The organism is Falsiruegeria mediterranea M17, from assembly GCF_900302455.1.
Taxonomy (GTDB): domain Bacteria; phylum Pseudomonadota; class Alphaproteobacteria; order Rhodobacterales; family Rhodobacteraceae; genus Falsiruegeria; species Falsiruegeria mediterranea.
The window spans coordinates 405,518-427,013 of record NZ_ONZG01000004.1; the positions used below are offsets into that span (position 1 = coordinate 405,518).

The 21,496-nt window shown below is 59.1% G+C and carries 21 protein-coding genes; 14 read left to right on the forward strand and 7 right to left on the reverse strand.

Features of this window, described 5'->3' with window-relative positions:
- The first annotated feature begins 18 nt into the window (after positions 1-18).
- From TRM7615_RS10530 to TRM7615_RS10560, 7 genes are all read left to right on the forward strand, one after another.
- On the forward strand, positions 19-1,014 hold the full coding sequence (locus TRM7615_RS10530; RefSeq protein WP_108787184.1) for a hypothetical protein: 996 nt from the start codon (positions 19-21) through the stop codon (positions 1,012-1,014).
- Positions 980-3,106: a methylmalonyl-CoA mutase gene (gene scpA, locus TRM7615_RS10535; protein WP_108787187.1), complete on the forward strand. Its 2,127-nt coding sequence runs from the start codon at positions 980-982 to the stop codon at positions 3,104-3,106. Before TRM7615_RS10530 ends, scpA begins: the two co-directional genes overlap by 35 nt.
- Before the next feature lie 144 nt (positions 3,107-3,250).
- Positions 3,251-3,859 carry a VOC family protein gene (locus TRM7615_RS10540; protein ID WP_108787189.1) on the forward strand — a complete coding sequence of 203 codons (609 nt, stop codon included), beginning with the start codon at positions 3,251-3,253 and terminating at the stop codon, positions 3,857-3,859.
- Positions 3,856-4,338 carry a GNAT family N-acetyltransferase gene (locus TRM7615_RS10545; RefSeq protein WP_108787191.1) on the forward strand — a complete coding sequence of 161 codons (483 nt, stop codon included), beginning with the start codon at positions 3,856-3,858 and terminating at the stop codon, positions 4,336-4,338. Before TRM7615_RS10540 ends, TRM7615_RS10545 begins: the two co-directional genes overlap by 4 nt.
- Before the next feature lie 65 nt (positions 4,339-4,403).
- Complete coding sequence (locus TRM7615_RS10550; RefSeq protein ID WP_108787193.1) at positions 4,404-5,084, forward strand: molecular chaperone DjiA; 681 nt, start codon at positions 4,404-4,406, stop codon at positions 5,082-5,084.
- 3 nt (positions 5,085-5,087) lie between these two features.
- Entirely contained in the window at positions 5,088-6,092 is a 1,005-nt protein-coding gene (locus TRM7615_RS10555; protein WP_108787195.1) for an endonuclease/exonuclease/phosphatase family protein, read from the forward strand.
- 30 nt (positions 6,093-6,122) lie between these two features.
- A complete protein-coding gene (locus TRM7615_RS10560; protein WP_165821410.1) occupies positions 6,123-6,506 on the forward strand; it encodes a hypothetical protein in 384 nt (127 codons plus the stop codon).
- A gap of 230 nt (positions 6,507-6,736) precedes the next feature.
- On the opposite strand, the gene TRM7615_RS10565 is transcribed toward TRM7615_RS10560, so the two are convergent.
- The 4 genes from TRM7615_RS10565 to TRM7615_RS10580 all read right to left on the reverse strand — a co-directional run bounded on the left by TRM7615_RS10565 (position 6,737) and on the right by TRM7615_RS10580 (position 12,029).
- Positions 6,737-8,281: a Ppx/GppA family phosphatase gene (locus TRM7615_RS10565; RefSeq protein WP_108787321.1), complete on the reverse strand. Its 1,545-nt coding sequence runs from the start codon at positions 8,279-8,281 to the stop codon at positions 6,737-6,739.
- Between the two features lie 80 nt (positions 8,282-8,361).
- Positions 8,362-9,033: an HdaA/DnaA family protein gene (locus TRM7615_RS10570; protein WP_108787197.1), complete on the reverse strand. Its 672-nt coding sequence runs from the start codon at positions 9,031-9,033 to the stop codon at positions 8,362-8,364.
- A gap of 1 nt (position 9,034) precedes the next feature.
- Complete coding sequence (locus tag TRM7615_RS10575) at positions 9,035-10,102, reverse strand: AI-2E family transporter (protein WP_108787199.1); 1,068 nt, start codon at positions 10,100-10,102, stop codon at positions 9,035-9,037.
- A 70-nt stretch (positions 10,103-10,172) separates the two neighbouring features.
- Positions 10,173-12,029 (reverse strand): SLC13 family permease, encoded by a 1,857-nt coding sequence (locus tag TRM7615_RS10580; protein WP_108787201.1) that lies wholly within the window; start codon positions 12,027-12,029, stop codon positions 10,173-10,175.
- A 375-nt stretch (positions 12,030-12,404) separates the two neighbouring features.
- Between TRM7615_RS10580 and TRM7615_RS10585 the strand changes: the two genes are divergently transcribed.
- On the forward strand, positions 12,405-13,277 hold the full coding sequence (locus TRM7615_RS10585; protein ID WP_108787203.1) for a hypothetical protein: 873 nt from the start codon (positions 12,405-12,407) through the stop codon (positions 13,275-13,277).
- Between the two features lie 6 nt (positions 13,278-13,283).
- On the opposite strand, the gene TRM7615_RS10590 is transcribed toward TRM7615_RS10585, so the two are convergent.
- Positions 13,284-14,258, reverse strand: a complete 975-nt coding sequence (locus TRM7615_RS10590; protein ID WP_108787205.1) for an isopenicillin N synthase family dioxygenase — start codon at positions 14,256-14,258, stop codon at positions 13,284-13,286.
- Between the two features lie 161 nt (positions 14,259-14,419).
- Between TRM7615_RS10590 and proS the strand changes: the two genes are divergently transcribed.
- The 4 genes from proS to TRM7615_RS10615 all read left to right on the forward strand — a co-directional run bounded on the left by proS (position 14,420) and on the right by TRM7615_RS10615 (position 19,402).
- Entirely contained in the window at positions 14,420-15,817 is a 1,398-nt protein-coding gene (gene proS, locus TRM7615_RS10595; protein ID WP_108787207.1) for a proline--tRNA ligase, read from the forward strand.
- Between the two features lie 408 nt (positions 15,818-16,225).
- Complete coding sequence (locus tag TRM7615_RS10600) at positions 16,226-16,585, forward strand: group I truncated hemoglobin (RefSeq protein ID WP_108787209.1); 360 nt, start codon at positions 16,226-16,228, stop codon at positions 16,583-16,585.
- A gap of 851 nt (positions 16,586-17,436) precedes the next feature.
- The gene (locus TRM7615_RS10610) at positions 17,437-18,723 is read left to right on the forward strand and encodes an ABC transporter permease (protein ID WP_108787211.1); all 1,287 of its coding nucleotides are present in this window, start codon (positions 17,437-17,439) and stop codon (positions 18,721-18,723) included.
- On the forward strand, positions 18,716-19,402 hold the full coding sequence (locus tag TRM7615_RS10615) for an ABC transporter ATP-binding protein (protein WP_108787213.1): 687 nt from the start codon (positions 18,716-18,718) through the stop codon (positions 19,400-19,402). The genes TRM7615_RS10610 and TRM7615_RS10615 overlap by 8 nt, the downstream gene beginning before the upstream one ends.
- Here TRM7615_RS10615 and TRM7615_RS10620 read toward each other — a convergent pair.
- Positions 19,386-19,823, reverse strand: coding sequence for a DMT family transporter (locus TRM7615_RS10620; protein WP_108787215.1), 438 nt, complete (start codon positions 19,821-19,823; stop codon positions 19,386-19,388). The genes TRM7615_RS10615 and TRM7615_RS10620 overlap by 17 nt on opposite strands.
- 149 nt (positions 19,824-19,972) lie before the next feature.
- Between TRM7615_RS10620 and TRM7615_RS10625 the strand changes: the two genes are divergently transcribed.
- Positions 19,973-20,362 (forward strand): c-type cytochrome, encoded by a 390-nt coding sequence (locus TRM7615_RS10625; RefSeq protein WP_207775228.1) that lies wholly within the window; start codon positions 19,973-19,975, stop codon positions 20,360-20,362.
- A gap of 12 nt (positions 20,363-20,374) precedes the next feature.
- The gene (locus TRM7615_RS10630) at positions 20,375-20,782 is read left to right on the forward strand and encodes a c-type cytochrome (RefSeq protein WP_108787219.1); all 408 of its coding nucleotides are present in this window, start codon (positions 20,375-20,377) and stop codon (positions 20,780-20,782) included.
- Here TRM7615_RS10630 and TRM7615_RS10635 read toward each other — a convergent pair whose 3' ends face one another.
- The gene (locus TRM7615_RS10635) at positions 20,783-21,463 is read right to left on the reverse strand and encodes a hypothetical protein (RefSeq protein ID WP_108787221.1); all 681 of its coding nucleotides are present in this window, start codon (positions 21,461-21,463) and stop codon (positions 20,783-20,785) included.
- Between the last annotated feature and the right edge of the window lie 33 nt (positions 21,464-21,496).

Sequence of the window (21,496 nt, forward strand, 5' to 3'; positions counted from 1 at the left end):
CTTCGTCAGGGGTTGGGCATGACTGTCATTGAATACCCCCGGAACCGGTCGCCACGCGCGGCTTTGGACAAAGGCGAGCTTATGGACGTTATTCTGCACATCGGCGCACATCGGTGCGCGACCACCACTTTTCAGGCCTACATGCGCGACAATGCTGAACGCCTTAGGCAGAGCGGAACGGTGTTTTGGGGGCCGTACCGGACACGCAATGGGCTATTCAACGGGATTGTTCCGAACAAGATGCCGCCTCTGCGCAAGAACCTCCAGAAACGCAGCGCGGGGCGTGTGCAGATAAACCTGGACAGCTGCGCCGCACGGGGCGCCAAGCGTCTGGTGGTCAGCGAGGAGAACATGCTGGGCTCGGTCCGGCAGAACCTGCGAGACAAGGCGCTGTATCTGGGCGCCGGTGAACGCATGGCGCGTTATGCGCAAGCCTTTGATGGTCGGGTTACGGATGTCATGCTGAACATTCGCGGGCTCGACCTGTATTGGGCGTCTGCGCTTGGCTATGGGTTGACCCGTGGACGTGGGGTTCCTGATGCCGAAGCGCTGGACCGGATCGCTTACGGGCTGCGCACATGGCGCGATGTGATCACCGATGTCAGCTGTGCTGTACCCGGCGCGCGACTTTGGGTGCTGCCGTTTGAGAGTTTTCAGGGGCGACCCGACGCGCAGCTGCGCTCGGTCCTGGGCTGCACCGTGCCGTCGGCGCGCAGCGACGTGCGGTTGAACGCAACGCCGCGCCTGCCCCAATTGCGGCGCAGCCTGCCGCGCAACATCTCGCGCAAGCTGCCCAAGGGCAGCGGTCGCTGGTTGCCGTTTACCGAACGACAGACCGCTGCCCTGCGCGAGGCTTATGCAGACGATTTGATGTGGTTGACCTCTGGTGCCGATGGAACGGCCTGGCTGGTCTACGACCCGGACAAAAAACCGGTGGGGCAAACCCCGCCAACGACGAACAGAACAAGAGGAAGACGTAATGACCAAGACCGACGAATGGCGGGCGCTGGCTGAAAAAGAGCTGCGCGGCCGCCCGGTTGACGATTTGACCTGGACGACGCTGGAAGGCATCGACGTCAAGCCGCTCTATACCGAAGAAGACACCGCGGACCTGCCACATATGGGCACCTTGCCCGGCGTGGGTCCGTTCACCCGGGGCGTCAAGGCGACCATGTATGCAGGCCGCCCCTGGACGATCCGGCAGTACGCGGGTTTTTCGACCGCCGAGGAATCGAACGCTTTTTACCGCCGCAACCTGGCCGCCGGTCAGCAGGGCGTCTCTGTCGCCTTCGACTTGGCCACCCACCGTGGCTATGACAGCGACCACCCCCGTGTGGTTGGTGACGTCGGCAAGGCGGGCGTTGCCATTGACTCAGTCGAAGATATGAAGGTGCTGTTTGACGGCATCCCGCTCGACAAGGTTTCGGTCTCGATGACCATGAACGGCGCCGTGATCCCGATCCTCGCGAGCTTCATCGTCGCGGGCGAAGAGCAGGGTCATGACAAGAGCTTGCTGGCGGGCACCATTCAGAACGACATTCTGAAAGAGTTCATGGTGCGCAACACCTATATCTATCCGCCGGAACCCTCGATGCGGATCATTTCGGACATCATCGAATACACCTCGAACGAGATGCCGAAATTCAACTCGATCTCGATCTCGGGCTACCATATGCAAGAGGCCGGGGCGAACCTGGTGCAGGAGCTGGCCTATACCATCGCTGATGGCCGCGAATACGTGCGCGCGGCGATCAATGCTGGCATGGATGTGGACAAGTTCGCGGGCCGCCTGTCGTTCTTCTTTGCCATCGGCATGAACTTCTTCATGGAGATCGCGAAACTGCGGGCCGCGCGGACCCTGTGGCACCGCGTCATGACCGAGTTTGGCGCAAAATCCGAACGCTCGAAAATGCTGCGCACCCATTGCCAGACCTCGGGCGTGTCGTTGCAGGAACAAGACCCCTATAACAACGTCATCCGCACCGCGTATGAGGCGATGTCGGCGGTGCTGGGCGGCACTCAGTCGCTGCACACCAACGCTCTGGACGAGGCGATTGCGTTGCCCACCGATTTCTCGGCCCGTATCGCGCGCAATACCCAGCTGGTGCTGCAAGAAGAAACCGGCGTGACCAATGTGGTCGATCCTTTGGCTGGCTCTTACTACATCGAAAGCTTGACGGCCGAGCTGGTCGACAAGGCTTGGGCGCTGATGGAAGAGGTCGAGGAAATGGGCGGCATGACCAAGGCCGTCGAATCCGGCATGCCCAAACTGCGGATCGAGGAATCGGCGGCGCGCCGTCAAGCGATGATCGACCGCGGCGAAGAGGTGGTTGTTGGCGTCAACAAATACCGCAAGGAAAAAGAAGACCCGATCGACATTCTGGACGTCGACAACATGGCGGTGCGCGACAGCCAGATCGCGCGTTTGCAAAAGATGCGTGCCGAGCGCGACGAAGCCGCCTGTCAGGGCGCGTTGGACGAACTGACCCGTCGCGCCAAAGAGGGCGGCAACGTTTTGGAAGCCGCGGTCGAAGCCGCCCGCCACCGGGCCTCTGTGGGAGAGATCAGCATGGCAATGGAAAAAGAATTCGGTCGTCACCGCGCCGAAGTCAAAACGCTGGCAGGTGTCTATGGCGCGGCCTATGAAGGCGACGAAGGCTTTGCCGCGATCCAGAAAAGCATCGACGAGTTCGCCGAGGCCGAAGGTCGCCGCCCGCGTCTGCTGGTGGTCAAGATGGGCCAGGACGGGCACGACCGCGGCGCCAAGGTGATTGCGACGGCCTTTGCCGACATCGGCTTTGACGTCGATGTGGGGCCGCTGTTCCAAACGCCCGCCGAGGCGGCGCAGGATGCGGTCGACAACGACGTGCACGTCATCGGCATTTCGTCTCAGGCGGCAGGTCACAAGACATTGGCCCCGCAACTGGTCGAAGAACTGAAGAAGGCGGGCGCCGGGGATATCATCGTGATCTGTGGCGGTGTGATCCCGCAGCAGGACTACCAGTTCCTTTATGACAACGGGGTCAAGGCAATCTTTGGTCCGGGCACCAACATCCCCGAAGCAGCGCAGGACATTCTGAAGCTGATCGGCGAAGCGCGTAGCTAATCGTTAGGGAGGGGGCTGTCTGCCCCCTCTGCTCAAGCTTTCAGCATGAGCATTCACCCCCGACCGTATTTTGAAACAAGAAGAAGCAGCGGGCCTTGGCGCGCTGCTTTTTTCATGGCTAAGTCCGGGTAGGAGGACCCGAGAATGAAGTTGGATCATCTTGCTGTTGCGGGCGCAACGTTGGACGAGGCTGTGGCTCATGTCGAAAAGGCGCTTGGCGTGTCGATGGGGCCTGGTGGGCAGCATCCGCGATATGGAACCCACAACCGGCTGATCGGGCTGGAGGGTGGTCTGTATCTTGAGGCGATTGCTGTTGATCCATCTGTTGACCCTCAGGACCAACCACGGTGGTTCGATCTTGACCGGTTTGAGGGACCTGCACGCCTGACCAACTGGATTTTGCGCGCCGATGACCTGATGGCCGAGCAGGCGCAACTGCCGGACCACGCGCAACGGGTGGTCGAGATGCAGCGCGGCGATCTGCAATGGCTCATGACGGTGCCGCTGGACGGAATTCTGCCCTTCGACAACCTGTGCCCGGCTGTGCTGCAGTGGTTGGGAACACCGCCGGCAGGCTCTATGGCGCCTTCGGGGTGCTCTCTGGATCGATTGATCTTGTCGCATCCTGAGGCCCGGGAGCTTGGCAAGCTTGTCGAGGTCCTGATCCGTGACACGCGGATTGTGGTCGAGGCCGGAGCACCTGGCCTGAGGGCCGAGTTCACCACGCCGTCTGGCCCAAGGGTTCTGGCATGATCATCCGGCAGGCGCAGGACGGGGATGCAGGGGCAATCGCCGAGATCACCAACGCCATCATCCGCGACACCACGATCACCTTTACCACCATCGAAAAAGATGTGGCCGAGATTGCAGACACCATTTCGGCGCGCGGGCCTTGCTTCTTGGTCGCAGAAATGGACGGGCACGTTGCGGGTTTTGCGACCTACGGTGCATTTCGGGGCGGACCGGGATATGCAAAGACCAAAGAGCATTCGATCCAGTTGGCCCCACGGGCCAGGGGGGCAGGCGTGGGACGCGCCTTGATGGCCGCACTGGAACAGGTGGCGCGGGATGACGGCGTGCATGTATTTGTCGCAGGGGTGAGCAGCAGCAACCCCAATGGTGTGGCCTTTCACACGGCTATTGGGTTTCACGAGGTAGGGCGTATGCCGCAGGTTGGGTGCAAGTGGGAAACGTACCTTGATCTGATCCTGATGCAGAAAATTCTGACCTAGGGTCTTGATCCTGGTGCCACTAAGACGCACCTGACAAAGGGTTTTCTCCACGATAGGGTAACTCCATGTCTTTATGGTCCCGCATCACCGACGCGCTCAGCGCACTGGCCCAGGGCGAAAGCCTTAGCCAAGTTTTCGAAAAGCTGCGCACGCCGCCCGAGCGGTCGGTGGCCTTTGCCATCGCCGTGATCGCGCTTGGCGCCAAGATGGCCAAAGCCGACGGGCAGGTCACCCGCGACGAGGTCACCGCCTTTCGCGAAGTGTTCCAGATCGCGCGTGATGATGAGGCTGGCGCGGCGCGCGTGTTCAATATGGCGCGTACGGATGTGGCGGGCTATCGTGACTATGCCCAGCAGATCAAGACGATGTTTGCCGAGGATCGTCAGACCCTGAATGACCTGATGGAGGGGTTGTTTCACATCGCCATGGCGGATGGGTTCTACCACCCCAACGAGAATGAGTTCCTGGGCGATGTGGCCGGGATCTTTGGCCTGAGTGAGGCGCAATTTCTCGGTCTTAGGGCCCGTTTTGTACCCGATGCGCCCAATGACCCCTTCATGGTTCTGGGGGTCGAACCGGACATGCCGCTGCCCGAAATTCGCAAGGTCTGGCGCAAGCTGGTACGCGAAACCCACCCCGATGCGATGATCGCGCGCGGGGTTCCAGAAGAGGCGATCAAACTGGCGGAAAAGCGCATGATCGACATCAACCGCGCCTGGGACGAGATCAATGGCGCGCGGGTCTGATCCATGCGCGTGGCCACCTACAATGTCGAGTGGTTCGCCAATCTCTTTGATAAGGATGACCAACTGATTGCCGACGACAGCTGGTCGGGGCGCCACGGCGTCACGCGGGTGCAGCAGATTGAGGCTTTGGCTAAGGTGTTCACCGCACTCGACGCGGACATCGTGCTGATTGTAGAGGCGCCCAACACCGGCAAGCGGCAGAGCACGGTGCGGGCGCTTGATCATTTTGTTCAGGCCTTTGGGCTGCGCACCAGCAAGGCCTTGATGGGGTTTCCCAATGACACCCATCAAGAGATTGCGGTTCTTTATGACCCGGACCGTCTGACCGTGCATCATGATCCCAAAGGGGATGAAACCGGCAAGAAAGGCAGCGCCGAGGCACCGCGGTTCGACGGAACCTTCCGCATAGATCTGGACATCGACGCGACCGAGGATCTGGTGCGGTTTTCCAAGCCGCCCCTTGAGTTGGCGGTGCAGACAGCAGCCGGATCGCAGTTTCGGATGATTGGCGTGCATCTCAAATCCAAGGCGCCGCATGGGGCCAAGACGCGCGATGAGGTGATCCGCCGGTCGATCGCAAACCGGCGCAAACAGCTGGCGCAGGCGATCTGGCTGCGGCAACGGGTGGAGGCCCATCAGGCGCGAGGCGAAGAGGTTATCCTGTTGGGGGATCTGAACGACGGTCCGGGGTTGGATGAATTCGAAAACCTTTTTGGCAGGTCCTCGGTCGAGATCCTGCTGGATGCGGGCCTTTATGATCCTCACCCCTATGCGACGGAACAGGGACAAAAACAGGTCACCGCCCGGTTTGAAAACCCGGAAACCGGCAGCACGCTGGAGGCTTTGCTGGACTACATCCTTGTCACTTCGACCATTCAGAACCGCCACCCGGAATGGAAAATCTGGCATCCTGATCGATGCGCAGACTGTCAGGCGTCGCCAGAGCTGCAACAGGCGCTGCGGCTCGCGTCGGATCATTTCCCGGTGACGCTGGACGTTGATCTTTGAATGGGGCCGCGAAGGTCTTATATGGAAGCCATGAAACACATCCTTATGCTATCCATGGTCGGGTTGTTGATGACTGCACCGCTTCAGGCGCAGGACACGGGTGGTGAACCGGACGAGAAATCCCTGATGGAGCAGGGCGCTGAACTGTTTTTCAAGGGGTTGCGTCAAGAGATGGAGCCAGCACTTGAAAGTATGCTGGAGATGGCCGAACAGTTTGGCCCGTCGATGTTGAGCTTTCTGGAACAGATGGGCCCGGCGCTTGCCGATCTGGTGGACCAGGTGCAGGACTGGAGCGCCTATCACGCGCCGGAAATGCTGCCCAATGGCGATATCATCATTCGCAAGAAGCGGCCCGAAGAACAGGTGCCGGAAACGGTTGAGCCAGACGGAGCGCCAGAGCAGACCGACATCTGAGTGCTTGGCCGAAAGGCTCCTGCGCCCGCGCCAACCTGACTTCGTCAGCTCAGCGAACGGCCTTGGGCCGGGTGCCTCGCTTGTCGCTCGGCGCGGTTCCGCTTGAAACGCCTGGTTTCCTACAAACGCCATCCGCCGAGCGAAGCGAGGCCCGGCCCAACGGGAGGCGATGTCCCGCAAGGGACATCAACGACGGGCGGGAGGGCCCCCGAAATGGAGGTACAAATGCCTTAGGCGCGCCGTTTGACGACCAGTTCGGCCTCAAGGGTCTGCGCCAGCGACTTCAATCGGGCCTCTCCAACTTCGCCATAAAGCGCTCGCGAGGAATTGGGCAGAAGCAGTTCCAGCTGCTTTTTCTTTGGATACCACTTCAAATTGCCCAATTCGGCGTCCTTTTGCATCCACAGCATCGCACCGAACCGCATAGCCTTGCCGAGGATCTCGGCCTGCTTCTGTTCTTTCTCGTCCAGCAACTCATAGAGCGGTTCGAACCGGTTGCCTTCGCGCTTGTTGCGATAGCGATGCTGCAACGCCAGCCCAAGGAAGACCCGTTCCGAGTGTTTCAACCCGCCGAGGTTGGCGCGGGTGGCGTTGTCGAAACAAACCTCGGCGCGATAGTCGGGATGGGCACGCCAGCTCACATCATGCAGCAGGCAGGCCGCCTTTACCAAACGAATGCGTGACTTGGGCGCGGATTTGAACAGCGGCATGACGAAGTCAAACAACTGTTTGCCAAAACCGGGCAATCGGGCGTCTTTGGATTCGGCGAAATAACAGCTTTCGATCAGCGGGTCGCGCTTGCGCAGGCGCAGGGGCATCTGCTCATACAGCAGCCCCTCGCGAATACCGTAGCTCGAGATCGCAATGTCCTTGGGTTTGAACGTGCGCAGCAATCGAACCAGCACATCCGCCGCAAAAGGCACCAGTGCCATGCGGGACGACGACACTCCGGCGGCGCTGCGGATTTTGTCCGCATTGCCGGTTTCGATAAACTTTACCGTCTCACGGACATCGTGGGCGGTCATGCGGTATTCGTGCAGAACCTTGAGCGGATAGCCCCGGCGCAGCATGTCGATGCGCGCAATCGCGCGCCAGCTGCCGCCAACCAGGAACAGGCGATCGCGTTGGGGGCCCATTTGGTCGCGCAGCCCCTCCATCACTTCCTTGATGTGTGCCCGCCGTCCCTTGCGGCCCCCTTTGATGTCACGCAGCTTGAGGGGCCCCAGGGATGAGGTCACGCGCCGACCCACCGTGTTGTCGGAAATCTCGGCGAGTTCCATGGACGAGCCGCCTATGTCGCAGATCAGGCCATAGGCCCCGGGCCAACCGAGCAAGACGCCTTGGGCCGACAGTCGCGCTTCTTCCTGGCCGTCGATGACCTGGATGTGCAGGCCGGTCTGCTCCAGCACTTCGGCGCAAAATTCCCGCCCGTCTTCGGCGTCACGCACGGCTGCGGTGGCGACCACGTGCAGGGGGGGCAGTTCCAGGCCCTTGGCTAGATGTTGGAACCGTTCCAGCGCCGCAAGCGCCCGTTCACGTCCCTTCGGGTTCAATCGTCCAGTGTCCGACAGGCCCGCGCCAAGGGCGCACATGATCTTTTCATTGTAGAAATAGGCAGGCGAGCGCGCCGCGCCGTCAAAGACCACCATCCGGACCGAATTCGAACCGACATCGACCACGCCGATCCGGGACAAATGCCGGACGCTCGGATCATCAAACAGCGGGCGGCCAAATACGCCCCATTCGGGCGCGCTTTCATCAGTGAGCAGATCCATGTCGTCCCCAGATAGATCATGGTCAGAGTGCGAGATTGCAGGGTCTGCGTCAATTGTCATGGTGGTCTGCATCCAAAGGGTCAGAGGGTGTCATCATTCAGCAACCGGATCGCAAGCGCCCGGGTGATGGTGCGTTTTTCGGCCAGCGCCACGCGGTCCAGGCGTTCCACCACCTGGGCGGCAGTGTCGAATTGCCGGTCCATGTGTTTGACGAGGTAGGAAATCACCTCGGGCTTGGGGCTAAGCTGGCGGTCAACAAAGAGCTTGGCCAACACAGCACAAAGGAGCGCGTCATCGGGGGGATCAAGCGCGACGTGATGTGCCCCCTGGATGCGGCTTTGCAGGTCGGGCAGGGGCATTTCCCAGAACCGGGGCGCCAGGCGACCGGTCATCAGCAGGGTGTGCCCCTCGGCCAGGGTCAGATTGTGCAGGTGAAACAGGGCCTTCTGCTTTTCCAGATCATCAGCGACAAAAGGCACATCCTCGACCGCGATGGGGCCGGTGGCCAAATCCGGCACCGCGTCATAGGTCAGATCGCGTGCATTCACGATACGCCCGCCGGTCTCGCCTGCCCAGACGTGAGCGAGGTGGGTTTTGCCAGCCCCAGCGGGGCCTGTCAGCACCAGCTTGTTGCCCGGCCAGCTTGAGGCCGAAATCATCGCAACCGCCAGCGCGTTGGCAGGCGAGACAAAGAAATCCTCTCGCCCCAGAGCCGTCTTGGCGGGGAGATCGAAACTCAGCTGTTCGGCCATTTTATTCGACGTCCCGACCCGACACACCGCGATACAGGCGGCTGTCCAAATATTGCGCGGTGGCAAAGCGGGCGATCACGCCAAGGGCGGCGGCGACAGGGACGGCAACCAACATGCCGACAAAGCCGAACAGCGCACCAAAGACGGATAAGGCCAAGAGCAGCCAGACCGGGTGCAGGCCGACGGAACTGCCCACCAGCTTGGGGGTCAGCACGTTGCCTTCGATCACCTGACCAAAGGCAAAGATCGCGCCGACGATGCCGATAGACACCCAGTCGCCCCAGAATTGGAACATCGCGAGACCGATGGCCAGTGCGCCACCGATCAACGCGCCCAGATACGGAATGAACGTCACGAGACCTGCGATGAACCCCACGATCAGACCAAACTGCAAGCCAACGATCATCAGGGCGACAGCATAGTAGGTGCCAAGGATCAGGCAGACTGTGCCCATGCCGCGCACAAAAGAGGCGAGAACCTTGTCGATGTCGGCGGCCAGCGTGCGGATGATGGGCTGGTGGTCGCGGGGCAACAGCTCGTCAATGCGCTCGATCATGCGGTCCCAGTCCAGCAGCAGATAGACGGCCACGACCGGCACGATAACCAGCAGCACGACAATGTTGACGGCCGAACCCACCGAACCCAGGAGCCCCTCCAGCAAGTCGCCGCTGCGCGCCTTGAGCGTTTCGCCAATGGTGGCCAGCATTTGATGCGCGTTGGATTCGCGGTCCATCAGTGAAGGGAAGCGCTCGTCGACGAAGGCACGCAGGTCGCGGAAGAGTTGCGGCAGCACCTCAATCAGGTCGATCAGCTGCGCGATCAAGGCCGGAACAACCATCAAGATCATGATCACGAAAAGAAGGACAGAGGCGATGGTGATCACGCCGGTCGCCGCCATGCGCGTCAGGCCCAACGCCTCAAGCCGATCTGCTATCGGGTCGATGAAATAGGCAATGGCACCGCCGATCACGAAAGGCAGAAGGACGTCACCCAGAAACCACAGGGCAAGGACGAAAACCGCCAACACAATGCCCCAATACCGTACCTGTTCTTTAACTGTCAGGGACATGCCTGCTCCAAACCCGTGAACGTTGTAGTGTACATCGCCCAAGGTGGAGCAGGTTGCAAGCGTTCTGAACCTAGAACACGACGTTCAGCATGGTCAGGGATACCACCAGGAACAGCACAGTCATGATGCCGCCCGAGCGGACAAAATCCATCACCTTATAGCCCGCGGGCCCCATGATCAGCGCATTCACCTGATGGGTCGGGATAATGAAACTGTTCGAGGTGGAGATTGCAACTGTCAGCGCGAAGATCGCCGGATTGGCCCCTGCCGCGACAGCAATTGACACGGCCAGCGGGACCAACAGCACAGTGGCACCGACATTGGACATCACCAACGAGAACACGGTCGCCAGAATGGCGACGCCTGCTTGGAGCGACCAGATGGGCCAGCCGTCCAGGATGAACATGATTTGTTGCGCGATCCATGCAGCTGTGCCGGTGTTTTGCACAGCTTGCCCCAGTGGAATGAGGCTCGCCAACAAGAACACGGTGTTCCAACCAACCGCGCGATAAGCCTCGTCAATGCTGAGCACGCGGCTCAGCAGCATTCCGACAGCACCCACAAGCAAGCACAGCGACAGGCGAATGTCCGTGAACAGGATCAGCGAGACGGCGATGAGAAAGAACAGCAAGGCCCAGCCGACCTTTTGCGGGCGCAGCTCTTCTTGCGGGAAGTCCGATGTCACCACGATGAAATCAGAATTCTGCTTGATCCGTGTCAGGTTGTCCCAACGTGTATGCGAGACGAGCATGTCACCCGGTTTGAACTCGACCAGGCCAATGGCCGTAGGCTCGTGGTCTTCGGTTTCCACGTGGCTGAGCGTGTCCTCGCCCCGGTGGATGGCCAGCAAGCTCAGGCCATAGGTCTTGCGCAGCTGCAGCTCGCGGGGGCATTTGCCGATCAGCTGGCTGTCGGGCGGGATGACCAGCTCGGCGATACCGGCGTTGGTGGTGGCGAACTCTTCGGAAAACACATCCAGTTCGGGGCGGACATGCAGCCCGTATTTGCGGGCAAAGCTGTGCACCACCTTGGATTTTCCGATAATCGCCAGTCGACAGGGGGCGGCGATTTCGGCCGTCAGGATCTGCACCATCGACACTTTGCCGCGATAGAAGGTCGAGATGATGTAGAGGTTGTTCTCCAGGTTGATGTCCGCCAGGATCTGCCCCACCAGCGGACTGTCGGCGGGCACGTCGACCTCGAAAACCTCTGCTTTCAGGCCATAAACCCTTTTGAGGTAGGTTTGCGTACCCTGTGCTGTGGTGCCGTCGACGCGGGCCGGAACGGCCGGAAGGACCCAGCGTCCCAGTACCAGGAAATAGACGATCCCGGTCAGGATCAGGACCGCGCCGATTGGAAAGACGGAAAACAAGCCAAATGGCTCCATCTTGCGCCCCTCGGGCAGGCCTTCGTTTGCGGTCAGGATCAGATCGTTGAGCAGGATGAGCGGTGATGAACCGACCATGGTCATGGTGCCACCCAGAATGGCGCAAAAGCCCATTGGCATCAGCAAGCGCGACAGCGGAATGCCCGAGCGGGATGAAATGCGACTTACCACAGGCAGGAAGAGGGCGGCGGCGCCAACGTTCTGCATGAAGGATGAAATCACCCCCACTGTGCCCGAAATGATCGGCAGAATGCGCCCCTCGGTCCGACCGCCATACCGCAAGATGACAGCGGCCACCTTGTTCATGATCCCGGTCTTGTCCAGGCCCGCGCCCACGATCATCACGGCGATGATCGAGATCACAGCATTGGAGGCAAAGCCGTCAAACAGGTTGTTGACGTCGGCCAGGCTTTCCAGCCCCGGCAGGTAGCTGAGCATGCCGATGATCACCAGCACAAGAATGGCGCTAAGATCTATTCGTATCAGCTCGGAAACAAAGAGAAAAACCGTGAATGCCAAGAGCGCGGCGACCACGCCCATTTCGTAAGTAAAGGCAAGTTGTTCCACTCCGCCCCCATTTAGTTTGTCGTTGGTATTGAAATTACCCTAATCAATGACTGGCTATATTGTCATGATGTTTCTTTGAGTCCAGTTGCTGCGCAACAATATTTTCAGCTCATTCTGGTAACGTGCCCGACGAAGTGGAGCTGCAAAAACACACCCAGTATGTGTCAGAAGCGAGCAAATTGATCCGGACACAGCCGGCGGTTCAGAGAAAAATTTGAATTTTCTGCCTAAGTGTCTAAACTGGTTCGACAATTTTGACGAAACGCAGGGCTTGGGCTGAACCGGGGTGGCAAGGGATCGCTTGGGGGAGCTCATCCTTTGTCGCAATCTCTCTCGGGGAGGAGGGTGATGGACGTGAAGCAATGTCAGGGTGAAGGCGCACAAGGAAACAGTCGGCAATTGCTTGTGGGGGTTGTGTGTTTTTCCTGCCTTTGGGTTTTGGGCGCGGTCATAGCCTACACAAGCTTTCAGGCTGAGTTAATCCACGTTATGGCAACGTATCTGTCACCTGACGGTGAGATATCTAGCCCAAGGTACACTTTTGCCAAATTTACCTTGGCACCGGTCTTGTTTGCGCTCTGGGTCGTGCTTTCGGCCGTCACATATCGGATCTGGAGTTTTCCCAGGCCATTCGCCTTTTGGTATCTGGCCTTCTTCGTCGTTCATTTCCTATTCTACAGCTACTATTTGCGGATCGTACTTCAGGGAGCGGATCCCGAAGATACACTTTTGGAGTGGGGCACTTTTGTGCTGGCGTTGCTTGGCGGCGTGATCTTTTTGATATGCGGTTACATGGGGTCGCGGTTTTCGATCTTTTTGGGGCTTGCCTGGTTGCTTTTCGCTTTCGAGGAAATCAGCTGGGGTCAACGGGTTCTGGGAATCGAAACGCCCGACGTAATGGTGCAATACAACTATCAGGAAGAACTGAATTTCCACAATCTGATCAACCCAATACAGAAGTATTTGTATGTACCGTTCAACGCCGCTTTTTTGTGTTTCTTCACCTGGTTCCGACGGATAGAGATTTTATCTTGGGTTTATCGAATGAACGGCGTGCCCCGCATCATACAGGTCAGCGACCGCTACGGTTTGTGGATGATGCCGATGCTGTGGATTTTTGCCTCCTTCTACCCAGGAGCGGAATACGTCGAAGAACAATGGGGTTTGTATGGTTTGGTTCTATCGGTGCTGCTCTATCGGGACATGCGACGCAATCCGTAACGGTGCCTAACTATGGATCGTACCTAATTCTGGGGTGTCTTGGTCGGCCGTCTCGTCCGGCCAGTTGGTGCGCCAGACTTCAGCAGACCAGTGACCGCAATGGACCGAAGGCCTGTTAAAACCGGGCATGGCAGGCAGAAGCGGTTCGACCACCACATCATGTCGGGGGACGGCGAAGTAAGGGAAAGAAAAGCGTTCTTTCCCGGACCGGTTCACCACTCGGTGCGGGGTGGAAACCAAACGCCCGCCGGACCACAGCTCCAACATGTCACCGATATTCACGACAAATCCGCCCGGCGGGCAATCGGGGGTGATCCAACCGCCGTCGCGTGTCTGCACCTCTAGCCCACCGACCGGATCGGGGGCGATGATGGTTAGCGCATCGGTGTCCTTGTGCGGGTGAATGCCAAATCCAGGTTCGTCCGGGGCCTGTGGTGGGTAATGCAGAAGGGTCATGTTGGTCATGGGCGTGGCAAAAGCGTCTTGGAACGTCTTAGGCGGCAGGTTCAGTGCCTCGGCAAGGGCCCCAAGCAGCAATAGCGCCACCTCATCCAATTGAGACCAGTAGGCCAAAACCGTGTCACGCGCCTCAGATACTTCGGTGGGCCATCGGTTGGGGCCGTAAAGCGGGCATTCAGCCACAATTGGATCTGTCGCGGCCACCTCTTGATGCAGCTTGTAGCCTTCGTATTTGTCTGCCGTTCCCGACCCGTCGTTGGGAGAGAAGAAGCCAAACGGGATGAAACCCCGGTAATTGTCGCGCGTGATGGCCTGGTCCCATTTTCTGGCCTCGGGCAGGGCGAACATCGCGCGGACACAGGCGCGCATCTCGTCGACCGTTTGTTGTGTGACACCCGTACCCACGATCGACAGGAACCCAATGTCGGTGCAGGCCTCGTGGATTTGGGCGATCACATCAGCCCTATCGGGGTGCTCTGCATCGCGCAGGGGCGAAATGTCGATGGTGGGAATGCTCTGCATCCTGCGCTCCAATGTTGTCTGTTGGTCGAGCCTCGGCTGTGCTGTCGCAGGGATCAACCCGATTTCCGACACATCGTGGTCGCGAAAACCACAATGGCCGATTGCCCCAGGCGCAGGGATGCCTTAGATCAGCGAAAACGCCAATGATCAGAGAGACCGCAATGCGCTTGTCCCGCTATTTTCTGCCTGTGCTCAAGGAAACCCCGAGCGAGGCCCAGATCGTCAGCCACCGCATGATGCTGCGGGCCGGTATGATCAAGCAATCTGCTGCCGGTATCTATTCTTGGTTGCCCTTGGGGTTCAAGGTGCTGCGCAAGCTGGAAAACATCGTCCACGAAGAGCAGATGCGCGCCGGTCACATCCCGATGCTGATGCCGACCATGCAGTCGGCGGACCTGTGGCGCGAAAGCGGTCGCTATGATGCCTATGGCGAGGAAATGCTGCGCATCAAGGACCGGCACGACCGGGACATGCTGTTCACGCCGACCGCCGAAGAGCTGATCACTGATATCTTCCGCGCCAATGTCAGCAGCTACAAGGATTTGCCGCTGACGATGTATCAGATCCAGTGGAAGTTCCGCGACGAGATCCGTCCGCGCTTTGGCGTGATGCGGGGTCGCGAGTTCTATATGAAGGACGGGTACAACTTTGACCTGACCAAAGAGGACGCGCTGCACGCTTATAACCGTCACCTGGTCAGCTATCTGCGCACCTATGAACGCATGGGCCTGCAGGCGATCCCGATGCGCGCCGATGGCGGGCCGATTGGGGGCGATTACACGCATGAATTCCTGGTGCTGGCCGAAACTGGCGAGTCCGAGGTGTTTTATGACAGCGCCGTCACTGATCTGACCTTTGGCGACCGCGAGATCGATTATGACAGCGTCGAGCAGTGCCAGTCGGTGCTTGAAGAGTTCACATCGCGCTATGCCCGCACCGATGAAACCCACGACGAAGAGCTGTTCAACCAGATCCCCGAAGAGCGTCGTCGCGTTGCACGAGGCATCGAGGTGGGGCAGATCTTCTACTTTGGCACCAAATACTCGGAACCTCTGAATGCGGTGGTGCAGGGTCCCGATGGCAAACAGACCCCGGTTCACATGGGCAGCCATGGCATCGGCGTTTCGCGTCTGCTGGGCGCAATCATCGAGGCGAGCCACGACGAAAACGGCATCATCTGGCCCGAAGGCGTGACCCCGTTCCACTGTGGTATCGTCAATCTGAAGCAGGGCGACGAAGCCGCCGATGCAGCCTGTGAGCAGATCGAGGCGGCGCTGACCGCGGTAGGTCTGGAGCCGCTTTACGACGACCGCAAGGAACGGGCTGGCGGCAAGTTTGCCACGATGGACCTGATCGGTCTGCCCTGGCGCATCACCGTTGGTCCGCGCGGACTGAAGAACGGTGTCGTGGAACTGACCAGCCGCAAAACCGGTGAGAGCGTTGAGATGGCACCCGAAGAAGCGGTCAAGAAAGTTGCCGAGATCTATGCCCCGCACCGCGGTGGCGGCGCGGCACACCCGGAACCCATGGCCAACCGGTCGTTCCATACCTGGGTTTAAAACCAACAAACGAAGGCTGCCTGATGAAATCGGCGGCCTTCGTCGCAAATGCGTATCTTGGGTGGCAGGTCACGCCAACGTCTCTTCGGATCGAGCCTCGCAATCAGGCTTGGAAACGAGAGACGCGTTAGTCGGCGAATATCGCGGCGTCTAAATTGATAACAGGCGTATCCTCATCGTTGTGAATGAATTGCCAATGCAGCGCTCATCAATGTGGGCCGCTCGCTTGATTGAACTTCTTGTCAGCTAAAAAACGAGCAAATCGGATTGAATCCGAGATTGAGTGCGTGGCTGGTCAAAGCACCGTGCCCGACCCGGTGTCGTAACAATTTGGTCTCAAACCACTTATCGTGCTAGCGTGTCTGCAAGATCAATAGTTTGAGTAAGCCGAATGCAAGGAGGTGCATAATGACTGCTACGCTATACGATCGATTGGGGGGAACCGAGGGAATTAGGCGAATAGTCGATAAGCTTGTCGACAATCACCTGAGCAATCCAGTCGTCTCGGCGCGCTTCTCTGGAAGTGATGCAGACAATCTTAAGGAAATGGCCGGAAACTTTTTCATTACAGGCTCTGGCGGACCAGAGATTTATACCGGCAAAGATATGGTTACGACGCATAAACATATGAACATCAATGGCGATGAATTTGTCGCGGTTCTTGATGATGCAATGAATGCGCTTCAGGCAAATGACATAGGCCAGCGGGAACAGGAAGAAGTCCTGTATATTCTGTACAGTTTAAAAGATCAGGTCGTCGGGATCTGAGGTGCAACAAACTTTGAGTTTATGCTGATCGTCGGATCATTTTTCCTGTCGTGATCCTGCGCCCGGGCAACAATGCAAGCTGGCGACATACATTTATTGGATTGCAGGCGGGCATCAGCGGTGCCCGCAGCACTTAGCTTCGCGAACTGGGTGTTTTCTGCGGCCTGTTCAATGCAGCAGCGGTCCATTCGGTGGCTGGCGTAGTATCTCACCGTCAGCGGACGATCCCGAATGTGGCATGACACAAGGTCGTCCGAAACGCAGAACTAGCTCGTATATATCTAGTCCCAGAAACCGCAAGCCGCAAATTCTTGACCCGTCTGATTGTTTGGTCAGGCAAAGTTGCCCAGTGCGGAACATGGGGTGAAAGCCCTTTGCTTCTAGCTTGTCGATTAAGTCAGTCCAACTTGTGGCTGAAGCAAACAGTGGTAGCAGGATGGCCCGCAGCAGGCTTGCGGTTTCGCAATCGATCCTTGCGGGTCCGTGGGTCATTTGACGTCCCATGCTGTTGACGCGCAGTTGATGCACGTTTTGGGGTACATTGGGTCGGTTCGGTTCCATGAACATCTCCTTTTCGATGCTGCCCTGTGGCATTTCGCAAACCCCCTTGTGTCCTGAGGTTTGCAGATGGATCGAAGTTGACCAAAATTTGCCGCGCTTTTTTGTTAACTTTGGTTAATTGCTTGGGCTTTTTGGTGACAATCGCGGAGTGTATCGGCACAGTGTTGCCAGATTGGAAACCATGCATGCGCGAGAAACCCCGCATATACCGCGCGAATAACGGGGCATTGACTTGACCCCACTGACCGCAGACTTCACTCTTCGCCGCAACGACAAGAGCAGGAGCCAAAATGGCCACCACCCCAGCCCCGTTTGCCCCGTTCGAATGGAAAATCGCGTGGCGATACCTGCGCGCGCGCCGTGCCGAGGGTGGGGTAAGCGTGATGACGTGGATCAGCTTGATCGGGATCACTCTGGCGGTGTTTGCCCTGGTGGCAACCTTGGCGGTGCGCGAAGGGCTACGGTCTGACATCGTGCAGACAATGTTGGGTGCCAACGCCCATATGGATGTGCATTATCGCCGGGATTTGCAGGCTGAAATTCCCAAGGATCACCTGATCCGAGATTATGACGACTTGTCTGCGCGATTGGCGGACATGGCGGGTGTCGAGGACGTGGCCCCGCTGGTGCGGGCCCAGGTCATGGGCAGCTTTCAGGGCCGCAACATGCCTGTTGATGTCTACGGCATCACGCTGGACGACCTGCGCGACTATCCGATGATTGCCGAGGCCGAAGACAGCTGGGGCGATCTTGCCCGGTTCGACGAAGGGGTCGCCATTGGCGGTGCTCTGGCGCGACAGCTGGGGATCGGTGTGGGCGATCGGCTCAAGCTGGTGTCGCCCGATGGGGCCCGCACGCCGATGGGGCGTTCGGTCAGGGTGTCGGTCTATGACGTGGTTTATGTCTTTACGTCTGGCCAGGGCTTTGTCGATCAAAGCCGCCTGTATATGCCGCTGAGCGAGTCGCAAAGTTTCTTCAACCGCGAAGGGGCCGTTGATCAGATCGACCTCCGGCTGAGCGATCCGCTGAGGGCCGAGGCGCTGATCCTGCCGGTGCTCGAAACCGCGGGTGACCGGGCATATCTGTATACGTGGCGGGATCGCGCGGGCGGCATGATCCGGGCCCTCAAGATGCAGGACAACGCAATTTTTATCGTGCTGGCGATCCTGGTGCTAATCGCGGCGCTCAACATCGTCTCGGGCCTGATCATGCTGGTCAAGAACAAGGGCCGCGACATCGGCATCCTGCGCACCATCGGGCTGACCCAAGGGGCGGTTCTGCGGGTGTTCTTTATCTGCGGCGCATCTGTTGGCACCGCCGGAACAGTGTTCGGTGTGATCCTGGGGGTGATCTTTGCGCTCAACATCGACAGCGTTTACGCATTTGTCGATTGGGTCTCGGGCAGCGGGGTGCGGGATCTCGAAGCGAGCGGCTTCATCTTCCCTTCCGCTATAATCACCGCGTCGGATGTGCTGTCGTCGGTTGCGCTCAGCATGGGGCTGAGCTGGCTCATCACTTACTTTCCAGCCCGCCGTGCGGCGCGGCTGAACCCGGTCGAGGCGCTGCGCTATGAATGATGTAAGTTTGCGTCTGTCCGGGCTGACAAAGACCTATCTGGCAGGCACCCCGGGCGAGGTTCAGGTGCTGCGCGGCACGAATCTGGAGCTGCGCGCTGGCGAAACCGTGGCGCTGGTGGCGCCGTCCGGGGCAGGCAAGTCCACGCTGTTGCACATCGCGGGACTTCTGGACACGCCGGACGCCGGAACGGTCGAGATCGGCGGTCAGGACATGACCGGTAAAAGCGACCGCCGCCGCACCGCCACGCGGCGCAGCGATGTGGGCTTTGTCTATCAGTTCCACCACCTGCTGCCCGAGTTCACGGCGCTTGAAAACATCACCTTGCCGCAACTGGCCAATGGCGTGTCCGAGCGTGAGGCCCGCGCTCGCGCGCAAGACCTGCTGGGTCGTGTCGGCGTGGCAAACCGCGCCGATCACCGTCCTGCGGCCATGTCGGGTGGCGAGCAGCAACGGGTTGCGTTCTGCCGGGCCCTGGCCAACAAGCCGCGCGTCCTGTTGGCAGATGAACCCACGGGCAACCTGGACCCGGCGACGTCGGATCAGGTGTTTGCGGCCCTGGTTGATCTGGTCTCGGGTACAGGCTTGTCTGCGCTCATCGCCACGCACAACATGGAACTGGCGGCCCGCATGGACCGGATGCTCCGTCTGGACAATGGTGTGCTCACGCCAGTTGCGTGATCCCCACGCCTAGGGCCATCACTGCAATCCCACCTGCGCGCACCCATGTGAGCGGTGAGACCTGCGCGCCAAACAGGCCAAAGTGGTCGATGGCGGCGGCACTGATCAGCTGACCCAACAACACAAAAAACACCGCGTTTCCGACCCCGAAATGCGGTGCAACATGGGTGATTGTAAGGACATAAAAGGCGATCAGAAGCCCTGCGATAAACAAGTGTTTGGGCGCCCCACCCAGGTGCATCAGCGCAGCGGGGCCGGGAAAGAGCAGCATCACCACCGTCGACCCCAGAAAGGCCACGGCAAACAGCACCACACCGGCAGCCGTTGGAGAGGCGATGTGTTGCCCCAGGGCCGCATTCAGCGCGGCCAGAACCGGAATGCCGATGCCAGCGGCCAACATCAGAGTGGCGTAGTGGGTCATGAGGGGCCTCTTGTTGGACGGGTTTGGCGTTGATCTGGATCATTGCGGCAGTCGGGGGGGTGCACAAGGCTGGACAGGGGCGCGCGGGTCACAAAGTTGTGGCGGTCTGTGCGTAGGGGTGAATAGGCGATTAGGAAAGGGAGAGTTTGATGAAAGCGGTGTTGTCTTTGGTTTTGGGGTTGGCGGCTAGTGCTAGCATGGCGCAGGATGCCGAAATGGGCGAGGCTTTGTATCTGAAACACTGCGCGACGTGCCACGGGATAGAGGCGACAGGGCAGGGACCGATGGCGGGTGTTCTGGTGATCAAGCCGGTGGACCTGACCCAGCTTGAACAGGATGGCATCTTTCCGGTCGAGCGGGTGGCCAAGCGGATCGACGGCCGCGATGCTCTGATCAGTCACGGCAGCCCGATGCCGGTTTATGGTGACTTCTTCGAAGGACGGGATGTCGCCATCAAAACGCATACGGGGCAACCTTTGATGACAAGCCAGCCGATTGTGGACCTGATCGCTTACATGCGTACACTACAAGCGAATTGAGGAGGAACGGGCATGGCACGAGCAAGCATTCTGACATTGGGCACGGTGGCATTGTTGGCGGGATGCCAAGCCCAGAACGCCATGCCGACCGCCAAGGAAGGCGAGCAGATCTTTGTGGAGAACTGCGCTGCCTGTCACAACTATGATGCCGCAGGCGGAGAGTTGAGCAGTCGGGCCATTGCGCCTGATCTGACACAGCTGGCCGCTGACAATGGCGGCACTTTCCCGCGGGCAAAGGTGCTGTCCAAGATCGACGGATACGGACAAAAGGGGCACGCCAATCCGGGCGCCATGCCGGAATTCGGGGCGATCCTTGCGGGTGAGCAGGTGCCGATTGACATCGATGGCACGATGACACCCACGCCGCGCAGCCTCGCTGCGTTGCTGGCCTTTCTGGAAAGCATTCAGTCAGAGGGCTGATCAGTCACAGATACCGCTCAGTTCGGCCTTTTTCCAAGGCAGATAGACGTCATGCTGCCGGGATTGTGGCAGGTCTGAAACCGGAAAGGCGTCTATCAACATATTGTGCAACCGCTGTGTGCGGGGCGCGTCCGGAGCCAGGGCGCGACAGCAGACGTATTCTTCGACAATCGCGCCTTGTTGCTCATATCCGTAGCTCAGGAAATCCGGTGCCCCGTTCAAATCGAACAGATAGGGATCGTCCGAACGTGTGTGTTCGGCGGCCGCCAAAAGCGGGTGATATCCTGTGCGCTCGCGGTTCTGCCATTGCCAGACATGGGTCAACTCGTGGGCCAAGAGCATCGCTTCGACCAGGTAGAGCCGCTCGGGGTAGGTGGGCAGATAGTCGTCGACATACCAATTCTTTGTGAAATAGACCTTGTTGAATAATGCCACCGCCGCCGGAGAGGTTGTCACGATCTCTTCCTTGACGGGGGGCAGAATACGTTCGCGGCAAGCAACTCGGGGGCGCGGTGTGCGTTTGAAGGTGACGCTGCCCACGGGTGCGCCCTTAACCAAACGCACCCGTTTCAAGTTCAGATCTTCGCCATGGATCGAGGAAACGAACGACATCTCGGTCGGCGTAAGTGGGCGCCCGCAGGACGCTAGAAGCAGCAAGAGCAAGAACGCACGCAGGATCATGCGGCAAACCTAGCCCGGTCGCCTTGGCCCGGA